18 protein-coding genes are annotated in these 16,700 nt (G+C 72.9%); 11 read left to right on the top strand and 7 right to left on the bottom strand.

What is annotated here, in order from left to right; all coding sequences use genetic code 11:
• Positions 1-12 precede the first annotated feature (12 nt).
• The 3 genes from BSB02_RS08870 to BSB02_RS08860 are packed head-to-tail and all read right to left on the bottom strand — an operon-like array spanning position 13 to position 2,359.
• On the bottom strand, positions 13-945 hold the full coding sequence (locus tag BSB02_RS08870) for a cation diffusion facilitator family transporter (protein ID WP_240506287.1): 933 nt from the start codon (positions 943-945) through the stop codon (positions 13-15).
• A 46-nt stretch (positions 946-991) separates the two neighbouring features.
• A complete protein-coding gene (locus tag BSB02_RS08865; protein ID WP_084958219.1) occupies positions 992-1,366 on the bottom strand; it encodes an ArsR/SmtB family transcription factor in 375 nt (124 codons plus the stop codon).
• A 39-nt stretch (positions 1,367-1,405) separates the two neighbouring features.
• Positions 1,406-2,359 carry a heme o synthase gene (locus BSB02_RS08860; RefSeq protein WP_084958218.1) on the bottom strand — a complete coding sequence of 318 codons (954 nt, stop codon included), beginning with the start codon at positions 2,357-2,359 and terminating at the stop codon, positions 1,406-1,408.
• Positions 2,360-2,641: 282 nt separating this feature from the next.
• Here BSB02_RS08860 and tkt point away from each other — a divergent pair, with 282 nt between their 5' ends.
• From tkt to BSB02_RS08805, 11 genes are all read left to right on the top strand, one after another.
• A complete protein-coding gene (tkt, locus tag BSB02_RS08855) occupies positions 2,642-4,672 on the top strand; it encodes a transketolase (RefSeq protein WP_240506309.1) in 2,031 nt (676 codons plus the stop codon).
• Between the two features lies 1 nt (position 4,673).
• On the top strand, positions 4,674-5,765 hold the full coding sequence (gene tal, locus BSB02_RS08850; protein WP_084958216.1) for a transaldolase: 1,092 nt from the start codon (positions 4,674-4,676) through the stop codon (positions 5,763-5,765).
• A gap of 1 nt (position 5,766) precedes the next feature.
• Entirely contained in the window at positions 5,767-7,431 is a 1,665-nt protein-coding gene (zwf, locus tag BSB02_RS08845; protein WP_240506286.1) for a glucose-6-phosphate dehydrogenase, read from the top strand.
• The gene (locus tag BSB02_RS08840) at positions 7,431-8,342 is read left to right on the top strand and encodes a glucose-6-phosphate dehydrogenase assembly protein OpcA (RefSeq protein ID WP_084958215.1); all 912 of its coding nucleotides are present in this window, start codon (positions 7,431-7,433) and stop codon (positions 8,340-8,342) included. Before zwf ends, BSB02_RS08840 begins: the two co-directional genes overlap by 1 nt.
• A gap of 98 nt (positions 8,343-8,440) precedes the next feature.
• Entirely contained in the window at positions 8,441-9,214 is a 774-nt protein-coding gene (gene pgl / locus BSB02_RS08835; RefSeq protein ID WP_084958214.1) for a 6-phosphogluconolactonase, read from the top strand.
• 78 nt (positions 9,215-9,292) lie between these two features.
• Positions 9,293-9,982: a DUF4129 domain-containing protein gene (locus tag BSB02_RS08830; protein ID WP_084958213.1), complete on the top strand. Its 690-nt coding sequence runs from the start codon at positions 9,293-9,295 to the stop codon at positions 9,980-9,982.
• A gap of 73 nt (positions 9,983-10,055) precedes the next feature.
• Positions 10,056-10,532: a hypothetical protein gene (locus tag BSB02_RS08825; protein ID WP_084958212.1), complete on the top strand. Its 477-nt coding sequence runs from the start codon at positions 10,056-10,058 to the stop codon at positions 10,530-10,532.
• Positions 10,533-11,507: an AAA family ATPase gene (locus BSB02_RS08820; RefSeq protein ID WP_084958211.1), complete on the top strand. Its 975-nt coding sequence runs from the start codon at positions 10,533-10,535 to the stop codon at positions 11,505-11,507.
• A complete protein-coding gene (locus tag BSB02_RS08815; protein WP_084958210.1) occupies positions 11,504-11,758 on the top strand; it encodes a hypothetical protein in 255 nt (84 codons plus the stop codon). The genes BSB02_RS08820 and BSB02_RS08815 overlap by 4 nt, the downstream gene beginning before the upstream one ends.
• Positions 11,740-12,753, top strand: a complete 1,014-nt coding sequence (locus BSB02_RS08810; protein WP_084958209.1) for a DUF58 domain-containing protein — start codon at positions 11,740-11,742, stop codon at positions 12,751-12,753. Before BSB02_RS08815 ends, BSB02_RS08810 begins: the two co-directional genes overlap by 19 nt.
• Positions 12,750-13,400: a hypothetical protein gene (locus BSB02_RS08805; protein WP_084958208.1), complete on the top strand. Its 651-nt coding sequence runs from the start codon at positions 12,750-12,752 to the stop codon at positions 13,398-13,400. The genes BSB02_RS08810 and BSB02_RS08805 overlap by 4 nt, the downstream gene beginning before the upstream one ends.
• Here BSB02_RS08805 and add read toward each other — a convergent pair.
• From add to BSB02_RS08785, 4 genes are all read right to left on the bottom strand, one after another.
• Positions 13,378-14,394: an adenosine deaminase gene (gene add / locus BSB02_RS08800; RefSeq protein WP_084958207.1), complete on the bottom strand. Its 1,017-nt coding sequence runs from the start codon at positions 14,392-14,394 to the stop codon at positions 13,378-13,380. The two genes, BSB02_RS08805 and add, sit on opposite strands and share 23 nt — an antisense overlap.
• 67 nt (positions 14,395-14,461) lie before the next feature.
• Positions 14,462-15,043, bottom strand: coding sequence for a TetR/AcrR family transcriptional regulator (locus BSB02_RS08795; protein WP_084958206.1), 582 nt, complete (start codon positions 15,041-15,043; stop codon positions 14,462-14,464).
• Positions 15,040-15,870: an oxidoreductase gene (locus tag BSB02_RS08790; protein WP_084958205.1), complete on the bottom strand. Its 831-nt coding sequence runs from the start codon at positions 15,868-15,870 to the stop codon at positions 15,040-15,042. The genes BSB02_RS08795 and BSB02_RS08790 overlap by 4 nt, the downstream gene beginning before the upstream one ends.
• 36 nt (positions 15,871-15,906) lie before the next feature.
• Positions 15,907-16,653: a hypothetical protein gene (locus tag BSB02_RS08785; RefSeq protein WP_084958204.1), complete on the bottom strand. Its 747-nt coding sequence runs from the start codon at positions 16,651-16,653 to the stop codon at positions 15,907-15,909.
• Between the last annotated feature and the right edge of the window lie 47 nt (positions 16,654-16,700).

The following is a 16,700-nucleotide window of genomic DNA, read 5'->3' as shown; positions in this document are numbered from 1 at the left end:
AAGAGGCCGCGATCACTGGTCGGTGCCGACACGGGAGTGGCCACCCCGGTGGCGGGGCCCGTGCGGGTCGGGGCAGTGCAGGTCCTCGCCCGGCCTGTCGCCGCCGTGGTCGACCTGGAGCGTGGTGTGCTCGATGCCGAACCGGTCGTGCAGCAGGCCCGCCAGGCGCTGCCGTACCTCGTGGCAGGTCCCGCAGCCCTCCTTGACGATCACGTGGGCGGACAGCGTCGGGTAGCCGCTGGTCACGGTCCACACGTGCAGGTCGTGGACCTCCTCCACCTCCGGCACGGCGGCCAGGACGCGGCCGATCTCGTCGGGGTCCAGGTCGCTGGGCGCCGCCTGCAGCAGCACGCGGCTGGAGTCGCGCAGCAGGCCCCAGCCCGCCAGCGCCATCAGCGCGGCCACCACCAGCGTGGCGACGCCGTCGGCCTGGGTGAAGCCGGTCGCCCACACCACCACGCCGGAGGCCGCGGTGGCGATGAAGGCGTACATGTCGTTCAGGACGTGCTGGAAGGCGCCCTCGATGTTGAGGCTGCGCCGGTTGGCCCTGGACAGCAGCCACGCGGCCGCCGCGTTGACGGCCACCCCGCTCAGGGCGGTGACCACCACGAGCGGGCCCTTGACCGCGGGCGGGTCGACGATGCGCGCGATGCCCTCGTAGGTGAAGTACGCCGTCAGCACCAGCAGCGTCGCGCCGTTGAGCTGGGCGGACAGGATCTCGGCGCGCTTGTAGCCGAAGGTGTAGGCGCCCCCGGCCGGCCGGGCGGCGATGCGCATGGCCACCAGGGCCAGGACGATGGCGCTGGCGTCGGTCAGCATGTGGGCGGCGTCGGCGATCAGGGCCATGGAGTTGGCCAGCAGGCCGACGACGACCTCGACCGCCATGTAGCCGACGATGAGGCCCAGCGCGGCCAGCAGGTAGCGCCTGTCCGCGTCGGCGCTCACGGCGTGCCCGTGACCGTGCCCGTGACCGTGACGACCGTGCCCGTGGTCAGCGCCCATGACGGACCTCTCGCAGGTGCTCGCGGCTGAGGTCGAGCAGCATGCGCACGTGGGCGTCGGCCAGGCGGTAGTAGATCATCCGCCCGGCCCGCCGGCTGGCGACGATCTCGGCCGTGCGCAGCAGCCGCAGCGCGTGGGAGACCGCGGTGTCGGTCACCTCCACGACCTCGGCCAGGTCGTGGACGCACAGCTCCCCGGCCTCCAGCAGCGCGTACAGCAGGCGCGCGCGGGTGGGGTCGCCCAGCAGGCGGAACAGCTCGGCCAGCCGGGTGGCCTCCTCCGGGGTGACCAGGTGCGGGCGCGTGGCCTCGACCCTCGCGGCGCAGGTGTCCACCTCGTCAATAACACCTGAAGAGCTATTCATATGTTGGAGCATAGACGGCGGCGCCGGATCGGGGCAAGCTCACACGAGCAGGGGGTCGATCGCCACCGCGAGGGACAGCAGCGCCAGGTAGGCGTTGGACCAGTGGAAGAATCGCATCGGGCGCAGGGCGACCCCGGTCTTGCCGGCGTTGAGCCGGGCCAGCAGGCCGTATACCTCCCACAGGCACACCGCGCCCAGCGCAGCGGCCACGACCGGGTAGAACAGCGTGGTGCCCGCGACCGGCCACAGCAGCAGCGAGCACAGCACGGTCGCCCAGGTGTAGGCGATGGACTCCAGCACCACGCGCCGCTCGGTGGCCACCACGGGCAGCATCGGCACGGCCGCGGCGGCGTAGTCCTCCTTGTAGCGCATCGCCAGCGTCCAGGTGTGCGGCGGCGTCCAGAAGAACACCACGCCGAACAGCACCAGCGGCGCCCAGTCCAGCCGCCCGGTGATGCCCGCCCAGCCGATCATCACCGGCATGCAGCCCGCGATGCCGCCCCACACGATGTTCTGCTTGGTGCGCCGCTTGAGCAGCATCGAGTAGACGAAGATGTAGAACAGGATCGCGCCCAGGGACAGCGCCGCGGCCAGCCAGTTCGTCGTCACCCACAGGCCCGCGGTGGACAGCGCGCCCAGCACGATGCCGAAGACGAGCGCCGCCCGCGGCGTGACCTGGTGCCTGACCAGGGGGCGGCGGCGCGTGCGGCGCATCTTGACGTCGATGTCGCGGTCGATGTAGCAGTTCAGCGCGTTGGCGCTGCCCGCCGACAACGTGCCGAAGACCATCACCGACAGCGAGGTCCACAGCGGCGGCAGGCCGCCTGCCGCCAGGAACATCACCGGCAGCGTGGTGATCAGGAGCAGCTCGATGACCCGCGGCTTCATCAGCGCGACGTAGGCCCCGATGACCGCACCCGCAGTCCGGGAAGCCCGGCGTGGGGCGGCGGACCCCGGAGGGGCGGCCGCCTGCCTGTTGGTCAGCACCGCCAAGGCGCTTCCAGCGTGTGCGGAGTCAACGCGTAACCTCTGATTGAGCGGATCCCTTGCGAACAGAACAACAGAACTGTAGTCGCCGGCAGGCGCGGTCCGGTCAACGGGGTGTTGGGAATCGCTCCCAAGGTCCACTCGGTTATCGTCCGGTGTGGGCGGGAACTGCCAGCTGTTAACGACAACTAGATTGCGGAGATCGAGCACTTGAGCACCGAACTCGTGCCGGCCCTGGAGTGGACTGACCTCGACCGCAAGGCGGTCGACGTGGTCCGGGCCCTGGCAATGGACGCCGTTGAGAAGGCGGGCTCCGGCCATCCCGGAACCGCGATGAGCCTCGCTCCCGCCGCCTATCTGCTTTTCCAGCGGGTGATGCGCCACGACCCGACCGATCCGACGTGGGCGGGCCGTGACCGTTTCGTCCTGTCCTGCGGGCACTCCAGCCTCACCCTGTACATCCAGCTCTACCTGGCCGGATACGGGCTCACGCTGGAGGATCTCACGCGCCTGCGCCAGTGGGACAGCCTGACGCCCGGCCACCCGGAGTACGGTCACACGGCCGGGGTGGAGACCACGACCGGGCCGCTGGGCCAGGGCATCGCCAACGCCGTCGGCATGGCCATGGCCGCCCGCCGCGAGCGCGGCCTGTTCGACCCCGACGCCGCCCCCGGCACGAGCCCGTTCGACCACCACATCTGGTGCATCGTCAGCGACGGCGACATCGAGGAGGGCATCAGCCACGAGGCCAGCTCCCTCGCCGGCCACCAGAAGCTGGGCAACCTGATCGTCCTGTACGACAGCAACCACATCTCCATCGAGGACGACACGCAGATCGCGCTGTCGGAGGACGTGCTCAAGCGCTACGAGGCCTACGGCTGGCACGTGCAGAGCGTCGACTGGACCGCCACGGGCGAGTACGCCGAGGACGTCGAGGCGCTGTACGCGGCCCTGGAGGCGGCCCGCGCGGAGACCGACCGGCCCTCCTTCATCAAGCTGCGCACGATCATCGGCTGGCCGGCGCCGAACAAGCAGAACACCGGCAAGATCCACGGCTCGGCCCTGGGCGCCGAGGAGGTCGCGGCCACCAAGCGGGTGCTGGGCATGGACCCCGGCAAGCACTTCCACGTCCCCGACGAGGTGCTGGAGCACGCGCGCCAGGTCATCGACCGCAACCACGCCGCCCGCATCGAGTGGGACAAGACCTTCGCCGAGTGGCGCCAGGCCAACCCCGAACGCGCCGCCGAGTTCGACCGTATCTCCAGGCGTGTGCTTCCCAACGGCTGGGCCGCCAAGCTGCCCGTCTTCGAGCCGGGCGGCAGCATGGCCACCCGCAAGGCCTCCGGCGAGGTGCTCACCGCGCTGGCCCCGGTGCTGCCCGAGCTGTGGGGCGGCTCGGCCGACCTGGCGGAGTCCAACAACACCACGATGAAGGGCGAGCCGAGCTTCATCCCCGAGGAGTTCCAGACCAAGGAGTTCCCCGGCCACCGCTACGGCCGCACGCTGCACTTCGGCATCCGCGAGCACGCCATGGGCGCCATCCTCAACGGCATCGCGCTGCACGGCGGCACCCGCCCCTACGGCGGCACCTTCCTGGTGTTCTCCGACTACATGCGCCCCGCCGTACGACTCGCGGCCCTGATGAAGCTGCCGGTGATCTACGTGTGGACGCACGATTCCATCGGCCTGGGCGAGGATGGCCCCACCCACCAGCCGGTCGAGCACCTGTGGTCGCTGCGCGCGATCCCCGGCCTGGACGTGGTACGGCCCGCCGACGCCAACGAGACGGCGGCGGCGTGGAAGACGATCCTGGAGCACACCGACCGGCCCGCGGCGCTCGCGCTGACCCGCCAGAACCTGCCGGTCTACGAGGGCACTCGCGCCGAGGGCGTGGCCCGGGGCGGCTACATCCTGCGCGAGGCCTCCACCGGGCGGCCCAGGGTGATCCTCATCGCCACCGGCAGCGAGGTCGAGCTGGCCATGGGCGCCCGCGACCTGCTCGAGGCGCAGGGCATCCCCACGCGGGTGGTCTCGATGCCGTGTGTCGAGTGGTTCCACGGGCAGGACCACGCATATCAGCAGACGGTGCTGCCGCCCGAGATCAAGGCGCGTGTCGCCGTCGAGGCCGGCGTCGCGCTGGGCTGGCGCGAGTTCGTCGGGGAGCACGGCTGCGTGGTCAGCCTGGAGCACTTCGGCGCCTCCGCGCCGTACCGGACGCTGTATGAGCAGTTCGGCCTCACGGCCGAGCGCGTGGCCGCCGCGGCGCACGCGAGCCTGGCCAAGCTCGGTTACGACAAAGGCGAGACGACGGGAAACTGAGATGAGCGAGATCCTGAGGAAGCTGTCCGGCCAGGGCGTGGCCGTCTGGCTCGACGACATCAGCCGCGACCGGCTGCTCACCGGCAACCTGGAGCAGCTGATCCGCGAGAAGAACGTCGTCGGGGTCACCTCCAACCCGACGATCTTCGCCGGCGCGCTGAGCAAGGGCGACGCCTACGACACCCAGCTGCACGACCTGGCCGTGCGCGGCGTCGACGTCGGCGAGGCGGTGCGCTCCATCACCGCCTACGACATCCGCTGGGCCTGCGACGTGCTGCGGCCGGTCTACGACGCCACGGGCGGCGTGGACGGCCGGGTGTCGCTGGAGGTGGACCCGCGGCTGGCCCGCGATACCGACAAGACCGTCGCCGAGGCGCGCGCCCTGTGGTGGCTGGTGGACAGGCCCAACCTGTTCATCAAGATCCCCGCCACGCTCGAGGGGCTGCCCGCCATCACCCAGGCGCTCTCGGAGGGCATCAGCGTCAACGTCACGCTGATCTTCTCCCTGGAGCGCTACCGCCAGGTCATGGACGCCTGGCTGGCCGGCCTGGAGGCGGCGCAGGCCAAGGGCCTGAACCTGGCCGCGATCGAGTCGGTGGCCTCCTTCTTCGTCAGCCGCGTCGACACCGAGATCGACAAGCGGCTCGACAAGCTCGGCAGGCCCGAGCTGAAGGGCAAGGCGGGCGTCGCCAACGCGCGCCTGGCCTACGCGGCCTTCGAGGAGGTCATGAACTCCGAGCGCTGGCAGCGCCTGCGCGCGGCCGGCGCGCACGCCCAGCGCCCGCTGTGGGCCTCCACCGGGGTGAAGAACCCCGACTACTCCGACACCATGTACGTCGACCAGCTCGTGGTCCCCGGCACGGTCAACACCATGCCGGAGAAGACCCTCGACGCGGTCGCCGACCACGCCAACGTGACCGGCGACACGGTGCGCCCCTTCTACCAGGACGCCTGGAACCACATGGCCGCGCTGCGCGAGGCCGGGATCGACTACGACGACGTGGTCAGGGTCCTGGAGGAGGAGGGCGTGGAGAAGTTCGAGGCTTCCTGGAACGAGCTGCTCGAAACCCTGTCCAAGAAGCTGGTGGGTTGACATGACCGATCCGAGCGGCAACCGGGGAGCTCGGAGCAAGACCGCCGAGGCGCCGAGCGAGGCCGTGCCCGAGCCGGCGGCGCCGGCCGAGGAGACGGTCACGGCCGCCGCCGCCGTGGCGGGCACCGCCACCACCAGCGAGGTGGCGGCGGCCAACCCGCTGCGCGACCCCCGCGACAAGCGGCTGCCCCGCGTCGCGGGCCCCTGCGTGCTGGTGCTCTTCGGCGTGACCGGCGACCTGGCCAAGCGCAAGCTGCTGCCGGCGATCTACGACCTGGGCAACCGCGGCCTGCTGCCGCCGGGCTTCTCCCTGATCGGCTTCGCCCGCCGCGACTGGCAGGACGAGGACTTCGCCCAGGTCACCCACGACGCGGTAAAGGAGCACGCCAGGACCCCCTTCCGGGAGGAGGTCTGGAAGCAGCTGAGCGAGGGCATCCACTTCGTGCCCGGCGAGTTCACCGACGACGGCGCCTTCGACGCGCTGGCGATGGCGCTGAAGGAGATCGACCAGACCCGCGGCACCGGCGGCAACTACGCCTTCTACCTGTCGATCCCGCCGAAGTTCTTCCCCACGGTGGTCCAGCAGCTCAAGCGGACAGGCCTGGCGAGCCCGCCGGAGGGCTCCTGGCGGCGCGTGGTCATCGAGAAGCCCTTCGGCCACGACCTGCACAGCGCCCGCGAGCTCAACGAGATCACCACGGAGGTCTTCCCCGAGTCGTCGATCTTCCGGATCGACCACTACCTGGGCAAGGAGACCGTCCAGAACATCATGGCGCTGCGCTTCGCCAACAACCTGTATGAGCCGATCTGGAACCGCAGCTTCGTCGACCACGTGCAGATCACCATGGCCGAGGACATCGGCATCGGTGGCCGCGCGGGCTACTACGACGGCATCGGCGCGGCGCGCGACGTGATCCAGAACCACCTGCTCCAGCTGCTGGCGCTGGTGGCGATGGAGGACCCGACCTCCTTCGACGCCAAGGCGCTGCGCCGGGAGAAGGAGAAGGTGCTGCAGGCCGTACGGCTGCCCGCCGACCTGGCCCTCGGCACCGCGCGCGGCCAGTACGCCGCCGGGTGGCAGGGCGGCCAGAAGGTCGTCGGCTACCTGGAGGAGGAGGGCATCCCCGCCGACTCCATCACCGAGACCTACGCGGCCATCAAGCTGGAGATCGCCAACCGGCGCTGGGCGGGCGTGCCGTTCTACCTGCGCACGGGCAAGCGCCTGGGCCGCCGCGTCACCGAGGTGGCCGTGGTGTTCCAGCGCGCCCCGCACCTGCCCTTCAGCAAGGACGACACCGAGATCCTCGGGCAGAACGCCCTGGTCATCCGGGTCCAGCCGGACGAGGGGGTCACGGTGCGGTTCGGGTCGAAGGTGCCGGGCACGGCCATGGAGGTGCGCGACGTCTCCATGGACTTCGCCTACGGCGAGTCGTTCATGGAGTCCTCCCCGGAGGCCTACGAGCGGCTGCTGCTGGACGTCATGATCGGCGACCCGCCGCTGTTCCCGCACCAGCGGGAGGTGGAGCTGTCCTGGCAGATCCTCGATCCGATCGAGGAGTTCTGGGCCACCCAGGGCCAGCCGGAGCCCTATCCGGCCGGCACGTGGGGCCCGCCCTCGGCCGACGCCATGATGGCCCGTGACGGGCGCACCTGGAGGCGGCTCTGATGACCGCGTTCGCACTGACCGACACCACCGCGGGCAAGATCTCCAGCCAGCTCACGCACCTGCGCCACCAGATGGGCGCCCCGGCCATCGGCATGGTGCTCACGCTCGTGGTGGTCACCGACGAGCGCGACCAGTACGACGCGCTCAAGGCCGCCACCGAGGCGGCGCGCGAGCATCCCTCCCGCATCCTGGCGGTCATCAACCGGGAGCGGGAGGAGGCCAACCGGCTGGACGCCGAGCTGCGCATCGGGGAGTCCACGCCGGGCGAGGTGGTCGTGCTGCGGCTGTACGGCGAGCTGACCGAGCACGCCGACTCGGTGGTCAGCCCGCTGCTGCTGCCCGACACGCCGGTGGTCGTCTGGTGGCCGGGGCAGGCGCCCGCCGTACCGGCCAAGGACCCGATCGGGGCGCTGGGCCAACGGCGGATCACCGACGCGCGGTCGGCTCCCGACGGCATCGCGGCGCTGGTCACGCTCGCCAAGGGCTACACGCCCGGGGACACCGACATGGCCTGGACCCGGCTCACCCCCTGGCGCAGCCTGCTGGCGGCGGCCTTCGACCAGCCGGTGGGGAGGGTCAGGAAGGGCTTCGTGGAGGCCCCGGCGCGGCACCCGAGCGCTCCGCTGCTGGCGGCCTGGCTGTCTGACCGGCTCGACGCGCCGGTGAAGCTCGCCGAGTCGGCGGGGCCTGGGCTGACGGCGGTACGGCTGTCGCTGCCTGACGGGGAGCTGGCGCTCACGCGCGGCGACGGGCGTCTGGCGACGCTGTCGCGCCCGGGCCAGCCCGACAGGCACGTCGCCTTGGCCCGTCGGCACACCTCCGAGCTGCTGGCCGAGGAGCTCAGGCGGCTGGACCCCGACGAGATCTTCGAGTCGGCGGTCAAGCGGGTCGCCCGCTCCCACCGCTCCTGACCGTCCCACCCGTCCGGCGGCGGCCCGGCACCCGCCCGAGCCGCCGCCACGGCGATCAAGGGGCATCGGCGGGCGTCGCCCATGAAAGAGTTAAGACTGTGAGTGTTCCCAACGTAGTCGTGCACCGCGACGCCGACGTGCTCGCCAAGGCCGTCGCGGCGCGCATCATCACCCGCCTGGTCGACGCCCAGTCCGCCAAGGGGTCCGCCTCCATCGTCCTGACCGGCGGGACGGTGGGCATCGCGACGCTGGCCGCGATCGCCGAGACCCCGGCGCGGGACGCGGTCGACTGGCGGCGCCTGGACGTGTGGTGGGGCGATGAGCGCTTCCTGCCCTCCGGCGACCCCGAGCGCAACGAGACGGGGGCGCGCAAGGCCCTGCTCGACCACGTCGACGTCGATCCCGCCCGCGTCCACGTCATGCGCGGCCCCGACTCGGGGATGACCGCCGAGGAGTCCGCCGAGGCGTACGCCGCCGAGCTGCGCCAGGCGGCCCGCCCGGAGGACCACGGCCCGGTGCCGTCCTTCGACATCCTGCTGCTGGGCATGGGCCCCGACACCCACGTCGCCTCGCTCTTCCCGGGCATGCCGGCGCTGTACGACACCCGTCCGGTCGTCGCCGTCCACGGCTCGCCCAAGCCGCCGCCCACCCGGATCTCGCTGACCCTGCCCTCGATCCAGGCCGCCCGCGAGGTGTGGGTGGTGGCCGCGGGCGAGGAGAAGTCCGGCGCGGTACGGCTGGCGCTGTCGGACTCCGGCCCGGTGCAGGTGCCCGCCGCGGGCGCGAGGGGGCGGCAGCGGACGCTGTTCCTGCTGGACCGGGCGGCGGCCGCGAAGATCCCGCCGAGCATGGGACGCATCGCCTCGCCGTAGATCCGGCCCGGAAGGCCGTATGTGGACATTCCGGCGGGTTGGCTGACACTATGGCCACGATCACGGGGAGGTTCACACATGCGGCTACGGCCGTGGCTGCCGCCGGTCCTGGCGGCCGTGGCGCTGGTGTGCGCCGGGACGGCCGCCGGGGTGGCCGGGGGCGTGGAGGGCGACTTCACCTCCAGGATCGGCGACTTCAGCTGGCTGGGCCGGGCCGACCAGATCAAGACGGTGGACCAGCGCAAGGAGGAGGAGGGCGTCTTCGGCTTCCGCGAGAGCGGTTTCGACACCGACCTGTGGGTCACCCTCGCCGGCAGCGTGATCGTGGCCCTGTTGCTGGTGACCGCCGGCGCCATCCTCTACACCATCCTCAAGCACCTGCTGCGCGACCGGGGCGCGCCGCCCAGGACGGCGGCCCGCGGCCCGGCCATGGAGCTGGAGGAGGACACCGAGCAGGCCAGGGCCGCGGTGCTGGCCGGCCTGGCGGAGCTGGACGAGGGCGACGATCCCCGCCGCGCGGTCATCGCGTGCTGGCTGCGGCTGGAGCGGGCCGCCGCGGAGGCGGGCGTCCCGCGGCGGGTGTCCGACACCCCGGCCGACCTGGTGGCGCGGCTGCTGGGCGGCGAAGGCGTCGAGCGGGAGGCGCTGGACGAGCTGGCCGGCGCCTACCGCCTGGCCCGGTACGCGCCGCACGACGTCCCCGAAGAGCTGCGCGCGACGGCCCGGCGGGCGCTGAGCCTCCTGGCGTTCGGAGGGAGCCGCGCATGAGGCCGAGCCGCCTGGCCTTCGCGGGGAGCCCGCCCATGAGGCCGAGCCGTCCGGCGTCCGGGGAGAACCGCGCATGAGCACGCGCTGGATGCTGATCGTCGCCGCGGGGACCGTGCTCGCCTGGTTCGCCGGTCCCCCGGCCATGGCGTCCCTCGGCTACGAGATGCCAGGCTGGCGCGCCGCCGCGCTGGCCGGGGCCGGGCTCGCCGTCTTCGCGCTGACCCGCGCGCTCCCCCGCCCCAGGCCGCCCGCCTTGCGCCCGCGCTCGTCCCAGACCGCGCTCCACGCGCCGCGCGTGTCCACCGGGGTGGACCTGTGGCGGCTGCGGCTGTCGGCGGGCCGCGAGGACCCCGAGCGCTTCCGGCGCACGGTCCTCGCGCGGCTGGCCGAGATCGCCGACGAGCGGCTGCGGCGCCGGCACGGCGTCGGTCTCGCCGAGGCGGCGGCCGTCCTCGGCGAGGAGGCGCACGCCATGCTGACCTCTCCCGTGGCCCGCGTACCGTCCGAGGCCGAGCTGGCCCGGCTCATCACCCGCATCGAGGAGACGTAGATGGACCTGCCGGAGGTCTGCCGCCTGGCGCGGGCCGTGCTCGACCGCGTCGAGACCGTCGTGGTGGGCAAGCGCGAGGCGCTGGAGACCGTGCTGACCGGGATCCTGGCGGGCGGCCACGTGCTGCTCGAGGACTTCCCTGGCCTGGCCAAGACGCTCACCGCGCGCAGCATCGCCCAGGCCCTCGGCCTGGACTTCCGCCGCCTGCAGTTCACCCCCGACCTGCTGCCCTCGGACGTGACCGGCTCGTACCTGTACAACCAGCGCACCGGAGAGTTCGAGTTCCGCCGCGGCCCGGTCTTCACCGACCTGCTGCTCGCCGACGAGATCAACCGCACCCCGCCCAAGACCCAGGCCGCGCTGCTGGAGGCCATGCAGGAGCGGCAGGTCAGCGTCGAGGGCGTCACGCACCCGCTCAGCTCGCCGTTCCACGTGCTGGCCACCGCCAACCCCGTCGAGTACGAGGGCACCTATCCCCTGCCCGAGGCCCAGCTGGACCGCTTCCTGCTGCGGGTGTCCTTCGGCTACCCCACCGCCGAGGAGGAGGTCGAGGTGCTCACCCGGCGCATGGCGCGCAGGCGGGAGGAGAGCGTGCTCGAACCGGTGGTGGACGCCCGGACGCTCATGGCCATGCAGGAGGCGCTGGAGGACGTCGCCGTCGACGACTCTGTCGCCCGCTACATGGTCGACCTGGCCGCGGCCACCCGCGGGCATCCGCAGGTCCAGATGGGCGCCTCGCCCCGCGGCTCCCTCGCGCTGCTGCTCGCCTCCCGGGCCAGGGCCGTCCTGCAAGGTCGCGACTACGTGATCCCGGAGGACGTCAAGCACCTGGCCGTGCCCGCCCTGGCCCACCGGATCGCGTTGCGCCCGGAGGTGTGGCTGCGCAAGGTCGACCCGGCGGCCGTGGTCGCCGAGGTGTGCGAGCAGGTGCCCGTCCCGGCCTCGGCCCAGCTGCCCTCCTACAGCGGCCGATGAGCTCGCAGGGGAACGCGGCGGGCCCGCCGCGCTGGGCCCCCACGCCCGCGCTGCGGCGCGTGGCCGTGCTGGCCGCCGTCGCGCCGCTGCTGGCCCTGTTCCTGGGCCGCCCCGACGTGCTGCTGGTGGCCGTGCCCATGGTCGTCGGGGCGGTGGCCGCGCTGAGCAGGCGGCCCGCCGGCGCGCCGCGGGCCGACCTGAGCCTGGAGGCGGTGTCCGTCCTGGAGGCGAGGTGGTCGGCGCCAAGGTGACCGTCCGTGGCGCCGAGCCGATGCACTGCCTGCTCACCCCGCGCGCCGCGCCCCAGCTCCAGCCCGCCTACGGCTCCCGCCACCGCGCCGTTCCGGTACGGCCGGGCCGCGCCGCCGGGGTCGCCTTCGGCTACACCGCCACGACCTGGGGCGTGCTGGAGGTCGGCCCGGTCCACGTGACGTCCTTCGCCTGCGACGGGCTGCTGGAGCTGCCGGAGTTCCGGGTGCCGGTGCGGCGGGTGGCCGTCCTGCCCCTGGCCGATTCCTTCACCTCCCGCGCCCAGCTGCCGCACGCCGCCGGGCTGTCGGGCGCGCACCGCTCGCGCCGCCCCGGCGAGGGCGGCGAGCTGGCGGGCGTGCGGCGCTTCCAGCCCGGCGACCGGCTGCGCCGCATCGACTGGCGCACCACCGTGCGCACGGGCGAGACCCACGTCAACGCGACGCTGTCGGAGCGCGACGCCGAGATCGTCATCATGATCGACGTGCTGCACGAGACGGCGCTCGGCACCGCGGTCAGGGCCGCGGCGGCGATAGCGGGCCACTACGCCTCGACCGGCGACCGTGTGACGCTGACGGAGTTCGGCTCGCTGCCGCGCAGGCTGCGCGCGGGCACGGGCCGCAGGCACCTGCTGGCGGCGCTGGAGTGGCTGGCCGGGGTCAGGCCCCACGGCGGCAGCGGCGACGAGGCGGGCGAGCGGCTGCTGACCTCGGCCCTGCCGCGCGGGCGCGGGCTGGTGTTCATGCTGACGCCGCTGGTGGACGAGCGCAGCGTGGCCGGGCTGACCGCGCTGGCCGTCTCCCGGCGTCCCCTCGTGGCCGTGGACACGCTCGGCACCGGGCGGGCCGGGAGCCTGCCCGAGCGGATCTGGCGGCTGGAGCGCGAGAACTTCCTGGACCGGCTGCGCGAGTCCGGTGTGCCGGTCGAGCCCTGGCACGGCTCGGCCAGCCTGGACGCCGTGCTGCGCGACGTGACGCGGGCGGAGATGCGCCGATGAAGCCCACCGACTCGACCAAGCCAGCCAGCCCGACCAACCCGACCACCTCGGCCAACCCGACCACCTCGGGCAAGCCGTCGAAGCCGGGCAACCCGGACAGGCCGTCGAAGCCGGCCAAGCCGACCGCGTGGCCGAAGGTCACCCTCTCGGCGCTGCTCGTGCGGTGCGTGGTGGCGGTGGCGGGCGCCGCGGCGCTCGCCGTGGCGCTCCCGGCCCCGTTCACCGAGCGCCTGGCCTGGCCCGTCATCGTCGTCGTGGTGTCGGTGTGCTCGGCCGTCCGGCCGCGCTCGGCCGCGGTGGGCGCCACGCTCGCCATCGCCTTCACGCTGTGGGTCGCGGGCGGGATGATCTACGGCGAGACGCCCACCGCCGCCACGGCGCTGCTGCTGGGCTGCCTGCTGTACGTCCACCACAGCGCCGCCGCTCTGGGCGCGCAGGTGCCGGTCGCCGCGGACGTGCCGGCGCGGCTGCTGGGCGGCTGGGCGCTGCGCGTCGCGCTCGTCGTCGGCCTGTCGGCGCTGCTCGGCCTGGCCGTCCAGCTGGGGCCACCGTTGCTGGCCGGAGTGCCGCTCGCGGTCGTGCTGCCGGTGGGCGCCCTCGGCGCGGTGGGCGTGGCGGCGGTGATCAGGCACCTGCTGCGGTCCTGATCTCCGCCAGCAGCCGCTGCTTGTCCGGCTCCGGCAGGAACGAGGCCGTCACCGCGTTGGCCGCCAGCCGGGCCAGCTCCGCCTGGCCCAGCCCGAAGACGCGGGCCGCGATCCGGTACTCGTCGGTCAGCGTGGTGCCGAACATGGGCGGGTCGTCGCTGTTGATGGTCACGAACAGCCCCTCGGCCAGCAGCCTGGGCAGCGGGTGGTCCTCGATCGCGGCCACCTGCCCGGTGCACACGTTGGAGGTGGGGCACACGTCCAGCGGCAGCTGCCGTTCGCGCAGGCAGTCCACCAGCCTGGGGTCGGCCAGGCAGCTGATGCCGTGGCCGATGCGCTCGGCGCCGAGGCCGTCGATCACCTCCCAGATCGTCTCGGGCCCGGTCATCTCGCCGCCGTGCGGGACGCTGTGCAGGCCCGCCGCGCGGGCCGCGGTGAAGGCGTCGCGGAAGGCCTGCCGGTACGGCCCGCGCTCCTGCTCGATGCCGGCCAGCCCGAAACCTGTCAAAGCCACGGGAGGATGCTCCAGCGCGTGCCGTAGCGTGACCTTGGCCGCCTCCTCCCCGTACTCGCCCGGGATGTCGAAGATGTAGGCGATCCGCACGCCGTACTCCTCCTGCGCCTGCCGGGCGGCCAGGTCCAGCGCCTCGGTCACGGCGGGCATCGGCAGGCCCATGCGCCAGTGGGAGTAAGGCGTGACCTGCAGCTCGGCGTAGCGGCCGTTCTGTGCGGCCAGGTCGCGGGCCAGGCCGGTCACCAGCGTGGCGACGTCCTCCGGCTCGCGCACCAGGGCGTTGACGCGCTGGTAGACGCGGGCGAAGTCGGAAAAGTCGCGGAAGGTGTAGAAGGCGCGCAGCTCCTCCTCGTTCGTGGGCACGCCGCCGTCGGGATGCCGCCTGGCCAGCTCCAGCACGGTGGGCACCGAGGCCGAGCCGACGAGGTGGACGTGCAGCTCGACCTTGGGCAGGGCGTCGATGAAGGCGTCGATCGTCATACCGCCCGACGATCGTCCTTTCAGGGTGATATTTCCAGACTTTTCGGCTTAATCTCCCACAAGAATGTCAAGATGTGGCCCATGCCTGGATGAGCGGCAGCAGGATCTCGTCGGCCGTCCTGGCGGCGAAGTCGTCGTCCAGCGGCGGCCCGACGAAGATCATCCGATGCCAGACCATCGCCTCGGCCACGGAGTGCAGCCTGGCCGGATCCACCTTGCCGCCCAGCCCCGCCCGCTCCAGCAGCGCCGCGGCGCCGGTCACGTCCTTCACGGGCATGTGGGCGCGCAGCGTGCGGGCCAGCTCCTGGTGGGAGACGAGCGTCGAGGACAGTCCCATGACCACCGAGTGTTTGCGCTCCACCTTCCGGCAGAGCGCGGCCACCAGCGAGATCACATCGCCGCGCAGCGAGCCGGTGTCGGCGGCCTCGGCGGCGGCCTCCGCATCGAAGCGGCGGCAGATCACGTCCACGACCAGCTCCGGCTTGCCGGCCCAGCGGCGGTAGATCGTCGCCTTGCTGGCCCTGGCGCGCCTGGCGATCTGGTCGATGGACATGCGGTCGTAGCCGACCTCCGACAGCAGTTGCAGCGTGGCGTCGAGGATGGCTGTCTCCCGGTCCGGATCCAATGGCGCCACGTACACGTCCTTCATCGATGGGCGATCTCCTCGAATCGTACGCCGGTGAGCTCGGCGGACACCTCCCACAGCCGTGCCGCCAGTTCGGCGGAGCGGGCGTCGGGGGAGGGCGTGAGGAGCTTGAGGCGAGGGCCGATGTACTCGCCGCCGCGGATCTCCGGCGAGGTGGCGGCGTGGACGGACGGCCGGGCGCCGGCCTCGGCGGACTGGAGGAAGACCCTCAGCAGCGGCTGGAGCGGCCCGACCTTGAAGATGCCGGTGGCGGTGGCGCCGGGGTGGGTGGCGACGCTGACCAGGCCGGCCCCCGACCGCCTGGCCCGCCGGTCGAGTTCCAGGGCGAAGAGCAGGTTGGCCAGCTTGGACCGGCCGTAGGCGCTGAACCGTCCGTAGCCGCGAGTCAGGCCGAGGTCGGCGAAGTCGAGCCGCCCGGCCTTGTGCGCGTCGCTGGAGACGGTGACCACCCGCGCGCCGGGGCTCTTGAGCAGCAACGGCAGCAGCAGGCCGGTGAGCGCGAAGTGCCCGAGGTGGTTGACGCCGAACTGCAGCTCGAAGCCGTCCCTGGTCTCCCCGCGCGGGATCATCCCGATGCCGGCGTTGTTGACCAGCACGTCGACCGCCTCGACGCCCGCGGCGAACTCCCGCACGGAGCCCAGGTCGGCCAGGTCGAGCCGGCCGTGGACGACCTGCGCGCCCGGCACCTCCCGGCGGATCAGCTCGGCCGCCGCCCGCCCCTTCTCGGGCGAGCGGGCGGCGACGATCACCCGCATGCCTCTCCTGGCCAGCTCCCGCGCGGTGGGCAGGCCGATGCCGGCGTTGCCGCCGGTGACGATGGCGGTCTTCATGGGACCCTCCGGGTGTACGGTACCGTTTCGTACACCCTATAGCGCCTCCAGGCGTCGGCGCGCGTTCCGCTCCTCCCGCCTGGCCACCTCCAGCCGCTGGCCCGCCTCGGCGAGCTCCCTCTTGGCCTGGGCGAGCTCCCGCTCCAGCTCGGCCACGCGCCCGGCCCGATCCTGGCGTTCGCGCTCGGCCTGCCCCAGCCTCTCGCGCCACTGCTCGAGGTCGGCCTGCGCCTCCCGCCGCGCTCTGGCCCGCCGTTCCTCGGCCTGCCCGGCCTCCTCCTGGGACGGCCTGGCCCTGCGGGGCGGCCGTTGCCTGGGGACGGGGGCGGGGGCGAAGCCGCTGTAGCTGAGGGGCTTGGCCAGGCGGCCCCGCCGTACCTGCTCGGCGGCCTCGGCGTCGACCACCGCGGCGTCGAGGGTCTGGTCCACCTCGGCGGCCGCCGCGGCCGACAGGCCCGCCCGGTCGCGGATCAGCCGGGACAGCCTGCCGGTGACCGTGCCCCGGCGCTGCGTCAGCGCCGCCAGCGCGTCGGCGTCGTGCCGCTCCCAGGCGGCGCGCAGCTCCTCCCCCAGCCGGACCAGCTCCGCCAGCTCCCCCGGGTGCTCGCGCGCGGCCCGGTTGACCGCCCAGGCCGAGACCGTGGGCTTGCGGAGCCTGCCGATCTCGCGGGCGAGCCGTACGTCGCCCGCCTCCTTGGCGGCGCGGGCCTCGGCGTCCCGGGCGGCGGTGAACTCGCCGGGCGGGAGCGCGTAGAGCCGGTCGGCGACCTCGTCAAGATCCACGCAAGGGGGATACCCCTCGATGGGGACTTGTAGCGCATAGTGGAAAC

This window comes from Thermoactinospora rubra (genome assembly GCF_002093975.1).
GTDB classification, from domain to species: domain Bacteria; phylum Actinomycetota; class Actinomycetes; order Streptosporangiales; family Streptosporangiaceae; genus Nonomuraea; species Nonomuraea rubra_A.
This window is presented reverse-complemented; position numbering and strand designations above follow the sequence as displayed.

Bases quoted from the DNA above. Each gene is read 5' to 3' on its own strand.
- BSB02_RS08865 (WP_084958219.1), bottom strand. From the start codon at position 1,366: ATGAATAGCTCTTCAGGTGTTATTGACGAGGTGGACACCTGCGCCGCG.
- tkt (WP_240506309.1), top strand. From the start codon at position 2,642: ATGGACGCCGTTGAGAAGGCGGGCTCCGGCCATCCCGGAACCGCGATG.
- tal (WP_084958216.1), top strand. From the start codon at position 4,674: ATGAGCGAGATCCTGAGGAAGCTGTCCGGCCAGGGCGTGGCCGTCTGG.
- zwf (WP_240506286.1), top strand. From the start codon at position 5,767: ATGACCGATCCGAGCGGCAACCGGGGAGCTCGGAGCAAGACCGCCGAG.
- BSB02_RS08840 (WP_084958215.1), top strand. From the start codon at position 7,431: ATGACCGCGTTCGCACTGACCGACACCACCGCGGGCAAGATCTCCAGC.
- BSB02_RS08830 (WP_084958213.1), top strand. From the start codon at position 9,293: ATGCGGCTACGGCCGTGGCTGCCGCCGGTCCTGGCGGCCGTGGCGCTG.
- BSB02_RS08825 (WP_084958212.1), top strand. From the start codon at position 10,056: ATGAGCACGCGCTGGATGCTGATCGTCGCCGCGGGGACCGTGCTCGCC.
- BSB02_RS08820 (WP_084958211.1), top strand. From the start codon at position 10,533: ATGGACCTGCCGGAGGTCTGCCGCCTGGCGCGGGCCGTGCTCGACCGC.
- BSB02_RS08815 (WP_084958210.1), top strand. From the start codon at position 11,504: ATGAGCTCGCAGGGGAACGCGGCGGGCCCGCCGCGCTGGGCCCCCACG.
- BSB02_RS08805 (WP_084958208.1), top strand. From the start codon at position 12,750: ATGAAGCCCACCGACTCGACCAAGCCAGCCAGCCCGACCAACCCGACC.
- add (WP_084958207.1), bottom strand. From the start codon at position 14,394: ATGACGATCGACGCCTTCATCGACGCCCTGCCCAAGGTCGAGCTGCAC.
- BSB02_RS08795 (WP_084958206.1), bottom strand. From the start codon at position 15,043: ATGAAGGACGTGTACGTGGCGCCATTGGATCCGGACCGGGAGACAGCC.
- BSB02_RS08790 (WP_084958205.1), bottom strand. From the start codon at position 15,870: ATGAAGACCGCCATCGTCACCGGCGGCAACGCCGGCATCGGCCTGCCC.